20 protein-coding genes are annotated in these 18,156 nt (G+C 67.1%); 7 read left to right on the top strand and 13 right to left on the bottom strand.

Going from position 1 to position 18,156, the window contains the following annotated elements; all coding sequences use genetic code 11:
• The 8 genes from BUA29_RS12225 to BUA29_RS06385 all read right to left on the bottom strand — a co-directional run.
• Window positions 1-581 (bottom strand): hypothetical protein (locus BUA29_RS12225; RefSeq protein ID WP_178137901.1); only part of this gene is annotated, 581 nt, incomplete at its 3' end.
• A gap of 531 nt (window positions 582-1,112) precedes the next feature.
• Window positions 1,113-1,679: an elongation factor P-like protein YeiP gene (yeiP, locus tag BUA29_RS06415; RefSeq protein WP_072755787.1), complete on the bottom strand. Its 567-nt coding sequence runs from the start codon at window positions 1,677-1,679 to the stop codon at window positions 1,113-1,115.
• Window positions 1,676-1,945, bottom strand: a complete 270-nt coding sequence (locus tag BUA29_RS06410; protein ID WP_143148830.1) for a hypothetical protein — start codon at window positions 1,943-1,945, stop codon at window positions 1,676-1,678. The genes yeiP and BUA29_RS06410 overlap by 4 nt, the downstream gene beginning before the upstream one ends.
• Window positions 1,946-1,974: 29 nt before the next feature.
• Window positions 1,975-2,745, bottom strand: coding sequence for an SDR family NAD(P)-dependent oxidoreductase (locus BUA29_RS06405; RefSeq protein WP_072755785.1), 771 nt, complete (start codon window positions 2,743-2,745; stop codon window positions 1,975-1,977).
• A gap of 63 nt (window positions 2,746-2,808) precedes the next feature.
• Complete coding sequence (locus BUA29_RS06400; RefSeq protein WP_072755784.1) at window positions 2,809-3,294, bottom strand: GNAT family N-acetyltransferase; 486 nt, start codon at window positions 3,292-3,294, stop codon at window positions 2,809-2,811.
• Between the two features lie 8 nt (window positions 3,295-3,302).
• Entirely contained in the window at window positions 3,303-4,211 is a 909-nt protein-coding gene (locus tag BUA29_RS06395) for a hydroxymethylglutaryl-CoA lyase (protein WP_072755783.1), read from the bottom strand.
• A 3-nt stretch (window positions 4,212-4,214) separates the two neighbouring features.
• Window positions 4,215-6,209 (bottom strand): acetyl/propionyl/methylcrotonyl-CoA carboxylase subunit alpha, encoded by a 1,995-nt coding sequence (locus BUA29_RS06390; RefSeq protein WP_072755782.1) that lies wholly within the window; start codon window positions 6,207-6,209, stop codon window positions 4,215-4,217.
• The gene (locus BUA29_RS06385) at window positions 6,209-6,994 is read right to left on the bottom strand and encodes an enoyl-CoA hydratase-related protein (RefSeq protein ID WP_072755781.1); all 786 of its coding nucleotides are present in this window, start codon (window positions 6,992-6,994) and stop codon (window positions 6,209-6,211) included. Before BUA29_RS06385 ends, BUA29_RS06390 begins: the two co-directional genes overlap by 1 nt.
• Window positions 6,995-7,155: 161 nt before the next feature.
• On the opposite strand from BUA29_RS06385, the gene BUA29_RS06380 reads away from it, so the two are divergent.
• The 3 genes from BUA29_RS06380 to BUA29_RS06370 are packed head-to-tail and all read left to right on the top strand — an operon-like array spanning window position 7,156 to window position 9,493.
• Window positions 7,156-7,404 (top strand): FeoA family protein, encoded by a 249-nt coding sequence (locus tag BUA29_RS06380; RefSeq protein ID WP_072755780.1) that lies wholly within the window; start codon window positions 7,156-7,158, stop codon window positions 7,402-7,404.
• Window positions 7,401-9,260, top strand: coding sequence for a ferrous iron transporter B (gene feoB / locus BUA29_RS06375; protein WP_072755779.1), 1,860 nt, complete (start codon window positions 7,401-7,403; stop codon window positions 9,258-9,260). Before BUA29_RS06380 ends, feoB begins: the two co-directional genes overlap by 4 nt.
• On the top strand, window positions 9,260-9,493 hold the full coding sequence (locus tag BUA29_RS06370) for a DUF6587 family protein (RefSeq protein WP_072755778.1): 234 nt from the start codon (window positions 9,260-9,262) through the stop codon (window positions 9,491-9,493). Before feoB ends, BUA29_RS06370 begins: the two co-directional genes overlap by 1 nt.
• 5 nt (window positions 9,494-9,498) lie before the next feature.
• Here BUA29_RS06370 and BUA29_RS06365 read toward each other — a convergent pair whose 3' ends face one another.
• The 5 genes from BUA29_RS06365 to zwf are packed head-to-tail and all read right to left on the bottom strand — an operon-like array spanning window position 9,499 to window position 15,170.
• Window positions 9,499-10,146: a bifunctional 4-hydroxy-2-oxoglutarate aldolase/2-dehydro-3-deoxy-phosphogluconate aldolase gene (locus BUA29_RS06365; protein ID WP_072755777.1), complete on the bottom strand. Its 648-nt coding sequence runs from the start codon at window positions 10,144-10,146 to the stop codon at window positions 9,499-9,501.
• A 2-nt stretch (window positions 10,147-10,148) separates the two neighbouring features.
• Window positions 10,149-11,159 carry a glucokinase gene (gene glk / locus BUA29_RS06360; RefSeq protein WP_072755776.1) on the bottom strand — a complete coding sequence of 337 codons (1,011 nt, stop codon included), beginning with the start codon at window positions 11,157-11,159 and terminating at the stop codon, window positions 10,149-10,151.
• The gene (gene edd, locus BUA29_RS06355) at window positions 11,156-12,988 is read right to left on the bottom strand and encodes a phosphogluconate dehydratase (RefSeq protein ID WP_072755775.1); all 1,833 of its coding nucleotides are present in this window, start codon (window positions 12,986-12,988) and stop codon (window positions 11,156-11,158) included. The genes glk and edd overlap by 4 nt, the downstream gene beginning before the upstream one ends.
• On the bottom strand, window positions 12,988-13,695 hold the full coding sequence (gene pgl, locus BUA29_RS06350) for a 6-phosphogluconolactonase (protein WP_072755774.1): 708 nt from the start codon (window positions 13,693-13,695) through the stop codon (window positions 12,988-12,990). The genes edd and pgl overlap by 1 nt, the downstream gene beginning before the upstream one ends.
• A 5-nt stretch (window positions 13,696-13,700) precedes the next feature.
• A complete protein-coding gene (gene zwf / locus BUA29_RS06345) occupies window positions 13,701-15,170 on the bottom strand; it encodes a glucose-6-phosphate dehydrogenase (RefSeq protein ID WP_072755773.1) in 1,470 nt (489 codons plus the stop codon).
• Between the two features lie 354 nt (window positions 15,171-15,524).
• On the opposite strand from zwf, the gene fabA reads away from it, so the two are divergent.
• The 4 genes from fabA (at window position 15,525) to rimM (ending at window position 18,153) form a co-directional block, all read left to right on the top strand.
• Window positions 15,525-16,040: a 3-hydroxyacyl-[acyl-carrier-protein] dehydratase FabA gene (gene fabA / locus BUA29_RS06340; protein ID WP_072755772.1), complete on the top strand. Its 516-nt coding sequence runs from the start codon at window positions 15,525-15,527 to the stop codon at window positions 16,038-16,040.
• Between the two features lie 2 nt (window positions 16,041-16,042).
• Window positions 16,043-17,251, top strand: coding sequence for a beta-ketoacyl-ACP synthase I (fabB, locus tag BUA29_RS06335; RefSeq protein WP_072755771.1), 1,209 nt, complete (start codon window positions 16,043-16,045; stop codon window positions 17,249-17,251).
• A gap of 96 nt (window positions 17,252-17,347) precedes the next feature.
• A complete protein-coding gene (gene rpsP / locus BUA29_RS06330) occupies window positions 17,348-17,596 on the top strand; it encodes a 30S ribosomal protein S16 (protein ID WP_072755770.1) in 249 nt (82 codons plus the stop codon).
• 35 nt (window positions 17,597-17,631) lie between these two features.
• Window positions 17,632-18,153 carry a ribosome maturation factor RimM gene (gene rimM, locus BUA29_RS06325; RefSeq protein WP_072755769.1) on the top strand — a complete coding sequence of 174 codons (522 nt, stop codon included), beginning with the start codon at window positions 17,632-17,634 and terminating at the stop codon, window positions 18,151-18,153.
• Window positions 18,154-18,156: the final 3 nt, after the last annotated feature.

Here is an 18,156-nt window from a genome sequence, read left to right as displayed (position 1 = left end):
GGCACGGGGGTGAGGTCGAGCTCGGTGAGTTGGTTCTCCGAGCAGTCAAGTTTCGTCAGCCCCGGCACGGGGGTGAGGTCGAGTGATGCAAGCGCAAGACTGGAAACTTGAAGTCTTCTTAGTGATGGCAGTTTCTGCTCTGCCGGCCACCTGGGCATCGCACGGATGACAGCCAGGGTTTCCAGTTGTAGGCCCGGTAACCACTCGAAGGCTTGGAGCGGCAAGGCTTGGCCGTCCCAGACGATTTGCAGGAAATGCCCTTCACGTACCACCAAGCACAAGGATTCTTCCGTGTCCAAGAAAGCCTCCGCTCTGGCGGCCGACAAACGTGCCAATACTTCTTCGGGTTCAAGGTCAAGGCGGTCGGCCCACAGCAGCAGCTGCTGATAGTCCGGCTCACACAGTTCGTATTCGCCTACGCGGTGACGCGGTTGTGCCAGTGCTTGCCGGGTCCGCCACACTTGCAGCGCCCCCTGGGTCATGCGCTGCAGGATGCCGCCGCCCGTTTGCTCACCTGCCACCGTTGGCAAACTGGATGAGGTCGGAATCAGTGCCTGGGGTGTCTTCTTCTGATCGCTCATGGGCTTGTCGCGCGAAGCTTGCTTTCATGAACAGCCGTCATGCGGCCCGTTGGTATTTTCCAGGAATGTTGCGGCTGTGGTATGGGCACAGTTTTGCATACCATCGCGCTGGGTAACTATCTGAGCCGCCACGGGTGCTTTGAAGGCGGTCTGGCCTTGACCTTGCAGATGCATTCCACCCCAGGCGCATGCCAGGCATACAGCTTGGGCTAATCATGGGCTGCTTTGCGCTGCCGGTTCTTGGGCACGATGCGTGACCGCCAGCGGATGGTGCAGGCCGGTCATGGAGTCAAACCGTAGGCGGAAGACGCCCTCGGCGGCGGGCAGGCAAACATTGCAAAACTCCCAGACGTCAGCGGGTGGCGGCCAGTAGGCGGGGAGAAATCCACCCAAGAAGCCGGGAAAGCTGATTGAAACTCAGTGGGTTGGGAGTTTTAGGGGCGGCTGCCCAGTTTCGCGTGGTGCAGCTCAGTGCCGCAGGTCACGGCCATCCATGGCCGACGAGAATCTCCGGAAAGTGGCGGGAATGTGTCAGTCGGCGCGGCCGGCAAACTCGCCGGTGGTGGTGTTGACCCACACTTTTTCGCCGTTGCCGATGTATTCCGGCACCATGATTTCGATGCCTGTCGCCAGCTTGGCGGGTTTCGGGCGCTTGGTGGCGGTGCCGCCTTTCAGCTCCGGTGGGGTGTCGATGACTTCGATCGCCACCGACTGCGGCAGCTGGATCGCCACCGGGGTGTCGTCGATCAGCTGCACGTAGATGCCAGTCAGGCCATCGACGATGTACCCCGCGGCGTCGCCCACTGCATCCGCATCCAGCGTGTACGGGGTGTAGTCCTCGTCGTCGAGGAACACGAAGGCATCGCCATCGCGGTAGGAATAGGTGCACTGGCGGCGCACCAGATCGACTTCGCGCAGATCATCGTCGGCATCGAAGCTGGCATCCAGCTTGCTGCCGCCCGGCACGGAGTACATGGTGAAACGGTAGCGAACGTTGCCGCCGCGGCCTTGCGGGCTGCTGCGTTCGATGTCGCGGATCTGGTACACGCCGCCGTTGTATTCGACGACGTTGCCCTTCTTGATGTCGTAAGCCTTCATGGGAGGGTGTTCTTCTGTTGTTGGATCGCGTGGAAGATGCGTTCGGTGAAGATCCAGGTGAGCAGCCCCCAGGCGAGGCCACCCAGTGCGCACAGCGGCACTGCGATGGCCAGCACCAGCGGCAGGCGCGGATGCGACGGGCCCAGCTGCAGGGTCACGACGATGGCCATGAACGCCAGCATCAGCCCGCCCCAGAGCGCCACGCCTCTGACCAGCACGAAGCGCCACATGCCGCGGGCGCGGATGGCCGGCCAGCGCGTGGCCACCCAGCGCTCCGTGCGCGAGCCGTACCCGCTCACTTCGGCGCCAGGCGGGTTGCGCCGTCGATGCGGATGGTCTCGCCGTTGAGGTAGGGGTTGACCAGGATGTGGCCGACCAGCTCGGCAAACTCGTCCGGGCGGCCCAGCCGCGAGGGGAAGGGGATCGTGGCCGCCAGCGACTTCTGGACGTCCTCCGGCATGCCGTCCACCATCGGTGTCCAGAACACGCCGGGCGCCACGGTCATCACGCGGATGCCGAAGCGGGCCAGTTCGCGTGCCATCGGCAGGGTCATGCCGACCACCCCGGCCTTGGAGGCCGAATAGGCGGCCTGGCCGATCTGGCCTTCGTAGGCGGCCACTGAGGCGGTGTTGACGATCACGCCGCGTTCGCCGTCAGCGCCGGCGTCGTTGTGCTGCATCAGGTCGGCGCAGGCCTTGGCGACGTTGAAGCTGCCGACCAGGTTCACCATCACGGTGGTCTGGAAGTGCGCAAGCGGCATCGGGCCGGTCTTGCCGAGCACGCGGCCGGCGCCCAGGATGCCGGCGCAGTTGATGCAGGCATTCAGGCCGCCCAGGAATTCGCGCGCGGCCGCCACGTTGGCCGTCACCTGGGTTTCATCGGTGACATTGGTCTGCAGGTAACGGGCGTTTTCCTGCCCAAGTTCGGCAACGGCGGAGGCGCCTTTTTCGTCATTGAGATCGAACAGGGCAACTTTGCCGCCGTGGGCCACCAGATAGCGGGCCACGGCCAACCCCAGGCCGGAAACACCGCCGGTGACGACGGCGCGGACGTTGGAAAGCTGCATGCGGAATGTCCTTCAGCGGGAAAGCCGCGATTTTAGCGGATGCCGGCCGCGGGGCAGGCGGCGCTACACATCGCGCAGGTAGAAGCGGTCGCAGCCGCCGTGCCCGGTGGCGCCCATCGGGGCGTCGATGCGGCGGAAGCCGCTGCGCTCGTACAGCCGCATCGCCGCGTCCATGCCGGTGAGGGTTTCCAGATAGCACTGGCGGAAACCGAAGCTGCGCGCGGCATCCAGGCAGCGCGCCATCAGGGCCGTGCCGGCGCCGAGACCACGGGCTTCGCGCAGGAAATACATCTTGCGTAGCTCGCAGACATCGTCCGGCCCGCCGGCCAGCGGGGCGATGCCGCCGCCGCCCAGCACCCGGCCGTCGCGCTCCACCACGAAATAGGCATGGCGTGGCGCGGCATACGCGCGGCTCATCCAGTCCACTTCCGGATCCGTGATGGCAAAGCCTTGGCCGACAGCCCCGAATTCGGGCATCACGGTGCGGATGATGGCGGCGATGGCGGCGTCATCATCGGGCTGGATCGGGCGGATGGTCACGTCTGGCATGGACGACATCATGACGCAGCGGCTCCCTGCAGGGCGCGACCGACCTTGCTGCCAGTCTCGCGGCCGAGCAGGCCGGCCAGCCAGCGGCCGGTTTCGGCCAGCAGTGGCAGGTCGATGCCGGTGGCAATGCCCAGGCCATGCAGCATGTACACCACGTCTTCGCTGGCCACGTTGCCGCTGGCTCCCTTGGCGTAGGGGCAGCCGCCGGCGCCTGACACCGCGCTGTCCACCACCGACACCCCTTCTTCCAGGCAGGCCAGCACGTTCGCCAGCGCCTGCCCGTAGGTGTCATGGAAGTGCACGGCAAGCGCCTCGATCGGAACCTCGGCCGCCACCGCCCGCAGCATCGCCCGTGCCTTGCCGGGCGTGCCGACACCGATGGTGTCGCCCAGCGAGATCTCGTAGCAGCCCATCGCATGCAGGGCGCGGGCAACGCGCACCACCTCGGCCAGCGGCACCTCGCCCTGGTACGGGCAGCCGAGCACGGTGGAGACGTAGCCGCGCACCTTGACGCCGTCGGCGCGGGCGCGTTCCAGTACCGGCGCGAAGCGTTCCAGCGATTCGGCAATGCTGGCGTTGGTGTTCTTTCGGTTGAATGCTTCGGAGGCCGCCGTGAACACCGCCACTTCGGTGGCGCCGGCGGCGCGGGCGCGCAGATAGCCCTGTTCGTTCGGCACCAGCACCGGGTACGACACGCCGGGAACACGGGTGATGCCGGCCAGTACCTGCTCGGCGTCGGCCATCTGCGGCACCCATTTCGGGCTGACGAAGGCCGTGGCCTCGATGGTGCGCAGGCCAGTGCGCGAGAGGCGGTCGATCAGTTCGATCTTGGCGGCGGTGCCGATATCGACTTTCTCGTTTTGCAGCCCGTCACGCGGGCCGACTTCGACGATGCGAACCGAGGCAGGCAGGGCCATGGCTCATTCCTCCAGAGTGGCCAGGACGGCATCGGCATCGACGAACTCGCCGGCCGCGGTACGCAGCTCGGCCAGCACGCCATCGCGTGGGGCCTTGAGGGCCAGCTCCATCTTCATCGCTTCCAGCACCAGCACCACCTGGCCGGCCTTGACCGGCTCGCCAGGGCTGGCCTGTACCAGCACCACCCGGCCCGGCATCGGGGCGCGGATGGCCTGATCGCCGCTGCTGCCGGCATGGTGGGTCTGGTGGCGTTCGTCCACGCGTTGCAGGTGCAGCCGGGTGCTGCCGTCGTGGACGGTGACGGCGTCGGTGCTGCAGTGCACCCGATAGCGCCGCATCACGCCGTCGATGCGGGCGCTGAGTTCGCCGGCCTCCAGCCGCGCCGCGTCCACCGCGTGCCTCTGGCCGGCGTGGTCGATCTGATAGTGGCCGTTGTCGCCTTGTGCCAGCAGGGTCAGGTCTTGCCCGCCATGCTGCAGGCGCAGCCGGCGCGCGCCGGCATGACCCAGCCGCCAGCCGTCGGTCAAGGCCCAGGGCGAGGCAGGGTCGGCAGTCTGGGCGCTGGCAAGGCGGGCATCGGATTCCTGGGTCAATAGACAGGCGGTGGCAGCGGCCAGGAGCGCCGGTATGTCCAGTGTCGTCGGGGTCAGGAATTCGTCCAGATGGCGGTCGAGGTAGCCGGTGTCGATGCGGCCTTCCACCACGGCGGGATGGCGCGCCAGCCGTTCCAGGAACGCGACATTGGATTTGGGCCCTTGCACCTGGCACTGCGCCAGCGCCTCGCGCAGGCGCGCCAGTGCGCGCGGGCGATCCTCGTCCCAGACGATCAGCTTGGCGATCATCGGGTCATAGAAGATGGTGACGGTATCGCCTTCGATCACGCCCGAATCGATCCGCACGTGGCGCGAGGGGGCAGGCAGGTGCAGGGTGCGCAGCGTGCCCGAGCCCGGCAGGAAGCCGGCGTCCGGGTCTTCCGCGTACAGCCGCACTTCGATGGCGTGGCCGTGCTGGCGGATGTCCTGCTGCGCCAGCGGCAGCGGTTCGCCCGCGGCGATGCGCAGCTGCCATTCGACCAGATCGAGCCCGGTGACCAGCTCGGTGACCGGGTGCTCCACCTGCAGCCGGGTGTTGATCTCCATGAAGTAGAACTCGCCGGACGGTGCGACGATGAACTCCACCGTGCCGGCATTGACATAGCCGATGGCGCGAGCGGCTTGCACGGCGGCCTCGCCCATGGCCGTGCGCAGCGCCGGGGTGAGGAACGGCGAGGGGGATTCCTCCAGCACCTTCTGGTAGCGGCGCTGCGCCGAGCATTCGCGCTCGCCCAGGTGGATGACGCCGCCGTGGTGGTCGGCAAATACCTGGATCTCGATGTGGCGGGGATGCTCGATGTAGCGTTCCAGCAGCACCCGGTCGCGGCCGAAGGCATTTTTCGCCTCGCGCTGGCAGCTTTCCAGCAGCGCCGGGAACTCCTCGGCGCTGCGCACGATGCGCATGCCCTTGCCGCCGCCGCCGTGGGCGGCCTTGATCATCAGCGGATAGCCGATGCGGTCGGCCTCGCGTTGCAGTCGCTCGGGCGACTGGTCCTCGCCGGTATAGCCCGGCACCACCGGCACGCCGGCGGCGGCCATCAGGTCCTTGGCGCCGGCCTTGCTGCCCATCCGGCGCATCGACGCGCCCGGCGGGCCGACGAACACCAGCCCGGCGGCCTGCACCGCATCGGCGAAGTCGGCGTTTTCGGAGAGAAAGCCGTAGCCGGGGTGGATCGCCTGGGCGCCGGTGCGCCTGGCGACGTCGAGGATGGCGTCACCGCGCAGGTAGCTGTCCTGTGGGCGCGGGCCACCGATGTGGTGCGCCTCGTCGGCCAGCCGCACGTGCTGGGCGTCGGCATCGGCGTCGGAGAACACGGCGATGGTGTGAATGCCGAGCCGGCGTGCGGTGCGGATGACCCGGCAGGCGATTTCGCCGCGGTTGGCGATGAGCAGGCGGTCGAACATCAGCGTGCAATCCAGTGGGGTGGGCGTTTTTCCAGGAACGCGGTGATGCCTTCCTGGCCTTCCGGCGACACCCGCAGGCGGGCGATCAGCGCGGCATTGTCGGCGTCATGGCGGGCGCTGTCGGTATGCGCGCACACCGACCGCACCAGCTGCTTGGCGCTGGCGGCGGCAAGGGGCCCGGCCTTCAGCAGCAGGTCGATCTGGCGCTGCACCGCCGCATCCAGCTCATTGGCGGGCACCACCTGATGCAGCAGGCCGATCCGCAGCGCCTCGGCGGCATCGAAGAGTTCGGCAGTGGCGAAATAACGGCGTGCCTGGCGCGGGCCGATGGCGGCGATCACATAGGGCGAGATCACCGCCGGCAGCAGACCCAGCCGGCTTTCGGTCAGGCCGAATTTGGCCTCGGGCACGCCGATGGCGATGTCGCAGCAGGCGATCAATCCGACGCCGCCGCCAAACGCCGCACCGTGAACGCGGGCGATGGTGGGTTTGGGCAGGGTGTCGAGGGTGCGCATGAGCCGGGCCAGGGCCAGGGCATCTTCGCGGTTTTCTTCCTCGCTGGCGGCGGCCATCGCGCGCATCCAGTGCAGATCCGCACCGGCCGAGAACGAGGGGCCTTCGCCTTCCAGCACCACCACCCGCACGGACGGGTCGGTGGCAAGGCTCTCCAGCGCCGCCGTCAGTTCGGCAATCAGCGCGGCATCAAACGCGTTGTGCAGTGAGCCGCGGGCCAGGCGCAGTCGGGCCAGCGGGCTGTCGCGGAGCAGGTGCAGCGAGGTCGGCATGGGCGGGCAGGTCGTGTGGGCAAACCCGAATGATAAGGAACCCCCCGGATTTGCGCCCGTGGTGGATTCCTGAATGCAGTCGCGCGCGGCTTGAGCAGGATCAAGGCGAGTGCTTGGGGGAATGCTAAGATTGAGAACAATTCCCATTTGTGCGCATTCGCATGTGGCTGAACCAACTCCCGCGGCGGTATCCGGCGATCGTCGAGACGGTGGAGGCGCATGCCCCCAACGATGCAGTGGCGCGGCGTCTGCGTGAACTCGGCTTTGTCGCCGGCGAGCAGGTCGAAGTGCTGGCCGAAGGGCCGCTGGGTGGCGACCCGCTGCTGGTGCAGGTCGGCTTCACCCGCTTTGCCTTGCGCCGGGTCGAGGCAGCGCGGGTGCGTCTGCGCAACGGTCAGGGCGTGGCATGAACGCCGCATTGCAGCCGCCATTGCGGGTCGCGCTGGTGGGGAATCCCAACTGCGGCAAGACCGCGCTGTTCAATCTGCTCACCGGCAGCCGCCAGAAAGTGGCCAACTATGCCGGGGTGACGGTCGAGCGTAAGCAGGGGCAGTTTTTCCTGCCGTCCGGCCGCAGCGTGGTGGTGCTGGATCTGCCCGGCGCCTACAGCCTGCATGCGGCCAGCCTGGACGAAGCGGTCACCCGCGATGTCATCCGCGGGTTCTACCCGGGTGAGCCGGCTCCCGATGTGCTGGTCTGCGTGGTCGATGCCACCAACCTGCGGCTGCATCTGCGGTTCGTGCTGGAGCTGCGGTCGCTGGGCAAGCCGATGGTGGTGGCGCTGAACATGTGTGATGTGGCGCGCCGGCGTGGGATCGCCATTGACGTGGCGGCGCTTCAGCGCGAACTGGGCGTGCCGGTGGTGGAGACCATCGCGATCCGTCGCGATGGCGCCCGGGCATTGCGGGAACAGCTCGAGCGGATGCCCGCAGACCCGGTGCAGCCTGTCGCCTTGCCTGACGAGGACACGCTGCATCAGGAGGTGCGGCGGATTCTGGCGCTGGTGGTGCGGATGCCGCGCCGCACTGCGGCCATCGACGAGGCGCTGGATCGCTGGCTGCTGCACCCGGTCTTCGGGTTTGTCGCCCTGGCGGCGGTGATGTTTCTGATTTTCCAGGCGGTCTATGCCTGGGCCGCGCCGCTGATGGATGGCATCGAACAGATCACCGGCTGGGCCGGGGATCTGGTCGGCGGTTTACTTGCCGACGGGCCGCTGCGCAGCCTGCTGGTGGATGGGGTGATCGCCGGCATGGGTGGCGTGGTGGTGTTCCTGCCGCAGATCCTGATCCTGTTCTTCTTCATCCTGGCGCTGGAAGAATCCGGCTATCTGCCGCGGGCGGCGTTTCTGCTGGATCGGCCGATGGCGGCGGCGGGCCTGTCCGGCCGCAGTTTCATCCCGCTGCTGTCCAGCTTCGCCTGCGCGGTGCCCGGCATCATGGCCACGCGTACCATCCAGGACCCGCGTGACCGGCTGGCCACGATCCTGGTGGCGCCGTTGATGACCTGCTCGGCGCGGTTGCCGATCTACACCCTGCTGATCGGCGCGTTCATCCCGCAGCGGCCGGTGCTGGGCGTGCTCAACCTGCAGGGCCTGGTGCTGTTCGGGCTGTACGTCGCCGGCATCCTCAGCGCGCTGGCGGTGGCCTGGGTGATGAAGCGCTGGCGCCGGGATCAGGGCGAGCATCCGTTGCTGCTGGAGCTGCCCTCGTACCGGCTGCCGCATCCGCGCGATCTGGCCATCGGCTTGTGGGAGCGGGCGATGATCTTTCTCAAGCGGGTGGGTGGCATCATCCTTGCGCTGACCATCCTGCTGTGGTTTCTGCTCAGCTTCCCGGCACCGCCGGCAGGTGCCTCTGGCCCGGCCATTGATTACAGCCTGGCCGGCCGGATCGGGCATGGGCTGGCGTATTTGTTTGCGCCGATCGGCTTCAACTGGCAGATCAGTATCGCCCTGATTCCTGGGCTGGCGGCACGCGAGGTGGTGGTGTCGTCGCTGGCCACCGTGTATGCCCTCTCGACGGGCAGCGATGATGCGGCCGCGCAGGCTTTGTTGCCGATTCTTCAGCAGCAGTGGCCGCTGGCGACCGGGCTGTCCCTGCTGGTCTGGTACATCTACGCGCCACAGTGCCTGTCCACGCTGGTCACGATCCGGCGCGAAACCCATTCCTGGAAGCAGACGGCATTCGCCGCGGGCTACCTGTTCGCGCTGGCCTATCTGGCATCGCTGCTGACGTACCGAATCACGCTGGCACTGGGAGGCGGCTGATGCAGATTCCGCTGCGTCTGCAGGAGCTCATGATCGCGCTGGCGGTGCTGGTCAGTGCGGGTGTGGTGCTGCGCAAGCAGTGTCCGGGGCTGCTGCGCCGGCTGCGGTTGGGGCTGGCGCTGTTACTGCTGCGGATCGGCGGCCCGGCCTGGCTGCGCCGGCTGGCGGGCTGGCTGGCGCCTCCTGCGGCCAGTCACGACCGCCATTGCGGCGGCTGCAACGGCTGCGGTTGAGCCGGTCAGCGCGGCAATGTGGCGGCCGCACGCGCCAGCGTGCCGATCCGTGTCCAGTCACCGGTCTGGATCGCTTCCCGGGGCACCATCCAGGAGCCGCCGACGCAAAGCACATTGGGCAGCGCCAGATACGCGGTGGCATTGCGACTGTCGATCCCGCCGGTCGGACAGAACTTGGCCTGCGGCAGCGGGCCGGCCAGCGCCTTCAGGGCCGCCACGCCGCCACTGGCCTCCGCCGGGAAGAACTTGAACCGCTGCCAGCCATGTTCAAGCCCACGCATGACCTCCGAGGCGGTGGCCACACCCGGAATCAACGGGATGGCGCTGGCCATGCCGGCGGCATACAGCGACTCAGTGGCACCGGGGGCGATGGCGAACGCCGCCCCGGCCTCCTGCACGCGCTGGAGGTCGTCCGCGCTCAGCACCGTGCCAGCGCCGACACACGCTCCGGGCAGCTCACGAGCCATCCGGGCGATGGCCGCCAGGGCACAGGGCGTGCGCAGCGTCACCTCCAGCACCGGCAGGCCGGCATCGACCAGGGCCTGGCCGAGCGGCAGGGCATCGTCCAGCCGTTCCACGGTCAGCACCGGGATGACCGGCGCACGTGTCAACATCGCATCGACCTGGGCGGTATGGGTGGCCGTCTCCAACATGTTCACTCCTTCGCGTGACGCAGTGCGCAGGCCGCGCCGAGCAGGCCGGGGTGGGGATGGGTGATGACCTGGATCGGCACGGATTCCAGCAGGGTGGCCATCCGGCCCTTGGCCAGGAACCGTTCGCGGAAAGCACTGCTGCGTAGAAATGGGATGAAGCGCGGCACGATGCCGCCCGCGATCACCACCCGGCGGGCCCCATGGATCAGTGCGCAGTCGCCAGCCACGCTGCCCAGCACCGCGCAAAACCGTGCCAGTGTCCGGCGTGCGGGCAGGTCGTGGCCGTCGAGGGCGGCGGCGACGATGGTGGCCGGGTCGCGCAGGGCGGGGCGCTGCAGGGTGCTTTCCCCGGGCAGCAGGTTGGCGGTGGGCAGCACCGCTGCGCCGCGCAGGACCAGATCGATCTCCGACAGCCCCTTGCCGCACAGCAGGCGTTCGTTCGAGGTGCGGCCGTGCTGGGCAGTGAGCCAGGCGGAGATTGCGCGCTCTTCATCGCCGATCGGTGCAAAGCCGATGTGGCCACCTTCAGTTTCCACCACCTGCCAGCCGTGATCCGCGTCGCCCAGCAGCAGGGCCACGCCCAGCCCGGTGCCCGGGCCAAGTACGCTGATCGGCCCTTGCAGCGGGGCCTGCGGGTTGCCATGCAGGGTGACCAGGTGCTCCGGCGCAAGCGCTGGAATGGCCCAGGCCACCGCGCCGAAATCGTTGAGCATCCGCAGCGAGGTCAGGCCCAGCGCGGCTTGCAGTTCCCGGCGCGAGAACGACCAGGCACGGTTGGTCAGGCGGATCTCGTCACTGCCCACCGGGCAGGCCACGGCCAGGGCGGCATGGGCCGGCCGCGCGCCGACGGCATCCAGGTAATGCTCGATGACGTGCTGCAGGCTGGCAAAGTCGGCATTGGGCAGGCTGCGGCTCTCGCGCAGGGTGAGCTCGGGGGCGGACAGATCCACCAGTGCAAAGCGCGCGTTGGTGCCGCCAATATCGCCCACCAGGGCCAGGGTGTTGGGGTTCATGCGGTCGATCCGAACAGGCTGCAGGCGCCGTCCTCGGCGCTGCCGACATGGTGGCGCATCAGCGCGAACAGTTCTCGGCCGGTGCCATGCTGGTTGCCGGAAAGTGACAGGCTGGCCGGGGTGCGCGCCTGCCAGAGGGCCTCATCCACCCGTGCCTCCAGCACGCCGGCATCGGCATCGATCACGACCAGGTCGCCGTCACGCAGTTTCGCCAGCGGGCCGCCAGCGGCGGCTTCCGGGGTGAGGTGCAGGGCCGCCAGCACCTTGCCAGATGCTCCGGAGAGACGGCCATCGGTGAGCAGGGCGACGCGCTGGCCGCGATCCTGCAACGCCGCCAGGGTGGGCATCAGTTTGTGCAGCTCGGGCATGCCGTTGGCACGCGGCCCCTGGCCGCGCACCACGGCGACGAAATCGCCATCCAGAGCGCCGGCCTTGAAGGCAGCCAGCACCGCGTCCTGCGAGTCGAATATGCGTGCCGGTGCTTCGATCCGGCGCAGTGCGGGCGCCACCGCTGACACCTTGACCACGGCCCGGCCGAGATTGCCCTGCAGCCGGCGCAGCCCGCCTTCCTGGTCGAACGGGTCGGCCAGCGGCCGCAGCACGCTTGGATCACGCGAGTGCGCGGGCGGCGCTTGCCAGCGCAGGGTCAGATCGTCCAGCACCGGCTGCATCATCTGCTGGCGCAGCGTGCCGCCATGCACGCAGGCGATGTCCTCGTGCAGCAGGCCGGCATCCAGCAACTCGCGGATCAGAAAGCCCAGCCCGCCGGCTGCCTCGAACTGATTCACGTCGGCTTCGCCATTGGGGTAGATGCGTGCCAGCAATGGGGTGGCGCGCGACAGGGCATCGAAATCGTCCCAGTCGATCAGGATGCCGGCGGCGCGTGCGATTGCCACCAGGTGCAGCGTGTGATTGGTGGAGCCGCCGGTAGCGGCCAGGCCGACCATGGCATTGACGATGGCTTTTTCGTCGAGGGTGTGTGCCAACGGCCGGTAGTCGGGGCCGAGCGCGGTGATCCGAAGGGCCTGTTCGGCTGCCGCGACGGTGAGGGCGTCACGTAGCGGTGTATTGGGTGGAACGAAGGCAGCCCCAGGCATGTGCAGGCCCATGACCTCCATCAGCATCTGGTTGGAGTTGGCTGTCCCGTAGAACGTACAGGTGCCGGGCGCATGGTAGGAGGCCGCCTCTGCGTCCAGCAGCTCGTCACGGCTGGCCTGGCCCAGCGCGTAGCGCTGGCGGACCTCGGCTTTCTTGCGGTTGGGGATGCCGGATGGCATCGGGCCGGCCGGCACGAAGATCACCGGCAGGTGACCAAAGCTCAGCGCCCCGATCAAAAGGCCGGGCACGATCTTGTCGCATACCCCCAGGCAAAGCACCGCGTCGAAGGCGTCGTGCGAGAGCGCAACGGCGGTGGCCATGGCAATCACGTCACGGGAGAACAGCGACAGCTCCATGCCGTCGCGGCCCTGGGTGATGCCGTCGCACATCGCCGGCACGCCACCGGCGACTTGTGCGCTGCCGCCAGCGTTGCGGGCGGCCATGCGAATCAGTGCCGGGTAATGCTCCATCGGCTGATGGGCGCTGAGCATGTCGTTGTAGGCGGTGACGATGCCGATATTGCCGCTATGTCCGCTGCGCAAGGTCGGTTTGTCCGTGCCGGCTGCGGCAAAGGCATGCGCCAGGTTGCCGCAGGAGAGCCGGTAGCGATAGGGCCCCTGGGCACGGGCGGCCGCCATGCGGGCCAGATAGTCGGCACGGCTGCTGCGGCTGCGCGCGATGATGCGGGCAGTGACACGTTCGACGACGGGATGCAGGGGAACGGTGGACATCAGGGGCTCCAGTGAATCTGGATCGGCGTGCCTGCCCGCAGCAATGCGGCGACTGGCAGGTGGCACTGCGGATCCGTGAGTACCTGCGTAAGCACCTGTCGCTTGTGCTGACCGGTGGCGAGCAGGTGGATAGCGCGGGCGTGCAGCAGCCGGGCCAGGGTAAGGCTGATTCGCGGATACGGGGCTTCCGGCGGGAGTGGATCGGGCACGCTGGCGATCACGTCCGTCCCGCGCTCCAGTGCCAGCCCTTCGCTGAGATTGGCCGCGCCCGGAAACAACGAGGCGATGTGGCCGTCGTTGCCCATCCCCAGCAGCACCAGGTCGAACGGCGCCGGATGGCGGGCCAGCCAGGTGCGGCTCAGATCAAGCGAGCGCACAGGGTCGCCATCCGCGCAGGTCAATGGGTGCACGGTGATCTCTGGGTTTCCGGCAAGCGCCACACGGAGCTGGTGCAGATTGCAGGCAGGATCGCTGTGCGGCACGCAGCGCTCGTCGGTCGGGATGGCCTCGATCGGCCCCAATCCGGCGGCGGCCAGCCGGGCGTAGACCGGCAGTGGGGTGCGGCCACCGGCCAGCGCAAGCCACGCCCGTCCGCGCGCGTCGATGGCGGCATGGCAGGCGGCCGTCAGTGTCTGTGCCAGCTGTGTGGCCAGCGCATCGGCATCGGCATAGCTGTGGAACGTGTGGGGCGAAGACGCAGGCAGCATCGCGTTCACTCCCGCCAGGCATGGCCTAGTCGGTCGAGCAGGGCGACCGCTGCACCCGGCCCCCAGGTGCCGGCAGGGTAGGGACGAGGGGCAAACCCGGCCTCTCGCCAACCCTCCGCGATGGCATCCACCCACTCCCAGGCTGCCTCGGTTTCATCGCGGCGCACGAACAGGGTGCCATTGCCTTCGATGGCGTCCAGATACAGCCGCTCGTAGGCAATACGCCGCGGCGCGTGGCGGAATTCCTGGTGGAAATCCAGATCCAGTGTCACTTGCGACAGGCGCAGACCATGTCGGTCCAGCCCCGGGGTCTTGCTCATCAGGGCAAGCTCGATGCGCTCCTCCGGTTGCAGCTTGATCAGCAGGCCGTTGGGGCGCATGTCTGCTGCGGCTGCGCCACCAAAAATGGAATGCGGGACTTTACGGAATTGCAGGTAAATCTCGGTGCTGCGTGACGGCAGGCGCTTGCCGGTGCGCAGGTAGAACGGCACGCCTGACCAGCGCCAGTTGTCGATATGGGCGCGCAGAGCGACGAATGTTTCCGTCTGACTGGGACGCCCCAGTTCTTCCGCATACCCCGGCACCAGTCGTCCTTCGATCGCGCCGGCGCTGTACTGGCCGCGCACCGTCTCGCTGGTCACGCTGTGCTGGTCGATGGCGCGCAGCGAGCGCAGCACCTTGATTTTTTCGTTACGGACAGCGGTGGGGTCGAACCGGGCTGGGGGCTCCATCGCCACCAGGCACAGCAGCTGCAGCAGATGGTTCTGCACCATGTCGCGCAGCGCGCCGGCTTCGTCGTAGTAGTCGCCGCGACCTTCCACCCCAACCGTTTCTGCCACGGTGATCTGCACCTGTTCGATCTGGCGCGAGTTCCACAGCGGTTCAAACAGGGCGTTCCCGAAGCGCAGTGCGATCAGGTTCTGCACGCCTTCCTTGCCCAGGTAATGATCGACCCGATAGATGCGCGATTCGTCGAAGGCACGGGCAACTGCATCATTGATGGCAACCGCACTGGCCAGATCGTTGCCGATCGGTTTTTCCAGCATCACCCGGGTGCCGGCGCCGGCGGCGCCATGCGCTGCCAACGCCTGGCAGATCGCGCCATAGAACTTCGGCGCCGTGCTTAGGTGATAAAGCACATCGCCCCGGCGCAGACGCTGGATCTGTGCCGCCAATGCCTGCATCGAACCGGCATCGTCGGTCCCTGCGGGGAGATAGTCGATACGCTGCAGTAAACCCTGCAGTGCGGCGTCATCTGGCCGCGCACCAGGATCGCGCGCGTGGATGCTTTCGGCGGCCAGTTGCAGGAAGCTGTCCCGTGTCATCTCGGTGCGCGCTGTGGCCAGGATGCGCAGATCCTCAGGCAGCAACCCTTCGGCCTGGAGGTGATAAAGCGAAGGCAGCAACATGCGCCGGGACAGGTCGCCAGTGGCGCCAAAGATGGTCAGCAGCGAGGCAGGGGTGGGGTGTGTCACGGATGCTCCGCAAACATGGAAAAAACGCCGGGGTTCCCGGCAGCCGGTTCAGACTATACGGCGTAAGGCTGTTTTGTCTTGAGAAGGCCTGATCACGTCGAGTGCGGCGTATGTCCGGACTCGCATCCGTAAGTCGCATCCAAGGCCGGCGAACTCCGGTGCAATCAGAGGGTCTTCGTCATCGCCGAGCTTATACAAATACCGCACGTCGGGGTGCCGCTGCAGACGATTTCATGTCGCCGCTGTCGCGTTTGTGGCGCTGCGTGGTGACGCCGTGTGGCCGATGGTTGCATACGTCTAGGTATGTCGAAGGTGCGGTGTTTAGAATCAACGCTCCAATTCTGGGGGCCATGAATGACCCGCGCTTCTTCCTTTACCCGCGAGCAGCTTCTGGCCAGTGCACGCGGCGAGCTGTTTGCCAACACGGATGCCCGGTTGCCGGCCGATCCGATGCTGATGTTCGACCGGATCGTGGAGATCAATGATCACGGTGGCGCCTATGGCAAGGGCTTCGTGCGTGCCGAACTCGACATACGGCCGGATCTCTGGTTTTTCCAGTGCCACTTCATCGGTGACCCGGTGATGCCGGGGTGTCTGGGGCTGGACGCGATGTGGCAGCTGGTCGGGTTCTATCTGACCTGGCTGGGGGCGCCGGGGCGCGGGCGTGCGCTGGGATGTGGCGAGGTCAAGTTCAGCGGGCAGGTGCTGCCCACGGCCAAACGGGTGACCTATGAAATCGACATCGCTCGGGTCATCAACCGCCGGCTGGTGATGGCGCAGGCTGACGCCCGCACCCTGGTGGATGGCCGCGAAATCTACATTGCCAAAGACCTTCGGGTCGGTCTGTTCACGTCCACGGATACCCTTTGACCATGCGCCGCGTTGCCATCACCGGCATGGGGATCGTCTCCTGCCTGGGTCATGACCTCAATACCGTCTCGGCGGCCCTGCGCGAGGGACGTTCGGGGATTCGCCTCCTGCCCGATGCCGTGGCACACGGCTTGCGCAGCCAAGTGGGGGGTGTGATTGATCTTGATCTGGATGCCGTCATCGACCGCAAGCTCAAGCGTTTCATGAGTGATGCAGCGGCTTACGCCTATGTGGCGATGCGCGCAGCCATCCTGGATGCCGGTTTGCAGGACGATCAGGTGTGCCATCCCCGCACCGGGCTGATCGCCGGGTCTGGAGGGGGATCCAGCCACTGGCAGGTGGAAACCGCTGACATCGTCCGCAGCCGTGGGGTGCGCAAAGTCGGCCCGTACATGGTGCCGCGCACGATGGGGTCGACGGTTTCAGCCAACCTGGCGACGGCCTTTCATATCAAGGGCGTCAGCTATTCCATCAGTGCGGCCTGTGCGACCTCGGCGCACTGCATCGGTGCGGCTGCCGACCTGATTCGCCATGGCGTGCAGGATGTGGTGTTTGCCGGTGGTGGTGAAGATCTGCACTGGACCATGACCGCCATGTTCGACGCAATGGGTGCGCTCTCCACCAGCTACAACGACACCCCCGAGCGTGCCTCGCGTCCTTACGACGCCGGCCGTGACGGGTTTGTGATCGCCGGCGGGGGCGGCATGCTGGTGCTGGAGGAGTGGGAGCATGCCGTGGCGCGCGGGGCCCACATCCATGCCGAGCTGGTCGGTTATGGCGTGACCAGCGATGGTGCCGACATGGTCGCCCCCAGTGGCGAAGGAGCGGTGCGCTGCATGCAGATGGCGCTGGCCGGCCTGGACCGCCGGGTGGATTACCTCAATACCCACGGGACATCGACACCGCTGGGGGACATCGTTGAACTGAACGCTGTGCGCGCCGTGTTCGGGGCTGATCTGCCACCGCTGTCGTCGACCAAGGCGCTGAGCGGGCATTCGTTGGGTGCCGCCAGTGTGCACGAAGCGATTTACTGCCTGCTGATGCTGCGCGACGGCTTCATTGCCGGTTCGGCCAACATCGAGACGCTGGATCCGCAGGCGGCGGATTTCCCGATCGTGCGCAGCAGCCGGCCGGCACGGCTCGATGTGGTGATGTCCAACAGCTTTGGCTTTGGTGGCACCAACGCGGCGCTGGTGTTCGCTCGCCCCTGAGCGCACGCGTCCCCTGCAAGGCATTGGTTTTGCCGGGAAAGTCGGCTATCATTCCGCGCTTACCCGGCCATCCCGGCCGCTGGATGAAACACGCACATGGTCAAGATCCGTCTCACCCGTGGCGGCGCCAAGAAGCGCCCCTTTTACCACATCATCGTCACTGACAGCCGCAGCCCGCGCGACGGCCGCAATATCGAGCGGCTCGGGTACTACAACCCGGTGGCCAAGGGTCAGGAAAAGCGGGTCGAGCTGGACGTGGAGCGCGTCAAGTACTGGCTTGACAAGGGTGCCCAGCTGACCGACAAGGTCGCTGATCTCTACCGGCAAGCAGCCAAGGCAGCCTGACCGTACGGGGCCTGAGCGCCCTCCTCGTGAGCGACATGAACGCGCCGTCAGTCGGCGAACGGATGATCACCGTAGGCCGCCTGCACGGTGCGTTCGGCGTGCGCGGCGAGGTCAAGCTGGAAAGCTATACCGACCCGCCGCGCGCCATTGCCCGCTATCAGCCCTGGGTGTTGCGCAACGGGCGTGGCGAGGAACAGGTCTGCACCGGGGCGAGGGTGCGTGCCGGCAGCAAGGGCCTGATTGCGACTCTGCCCGGCATCACCGATCGCGATGCGGCCGAGCGGCTGCGTGGTGTGGAGATTCAGGTGCCACGTAGTGCGCTGCCGCCGCTGCCGCCGGGCCAGTACTACTGGGTCGATCTGGAAGGTTTGCGGGTGGTCAATACCGCAGGCGTCCTGTTCGGCACAGTGGCGTACCTGTTCAACAATGGCGCCAATGACGTGATGGTGGTGCAGGGGGAGCGCGAGCGGATGATCCCGTTTGCCCGTCCGGAGTATGTCCGCGATGTCGATCTGCACGCCGGTTGCATCACCGTCGAGTGGGACGCGGACTTCTGATCC

It is taken from the genome of Thermomonas hydrothermalis, assembly GCF_900129205.1.
Lineage (GTDB): Bacteria > Pseudomonadota > Gammaproteobacteria > Xanthomonadales > Xanthomonadaceae > Thermomonas > Thermomonas hydrothermalis.
The sequence above is the reverse complement of the archived record's forward strand: the minus strand, read 5'-3'. Positions and strand labels throughout refer to the sequence as shown.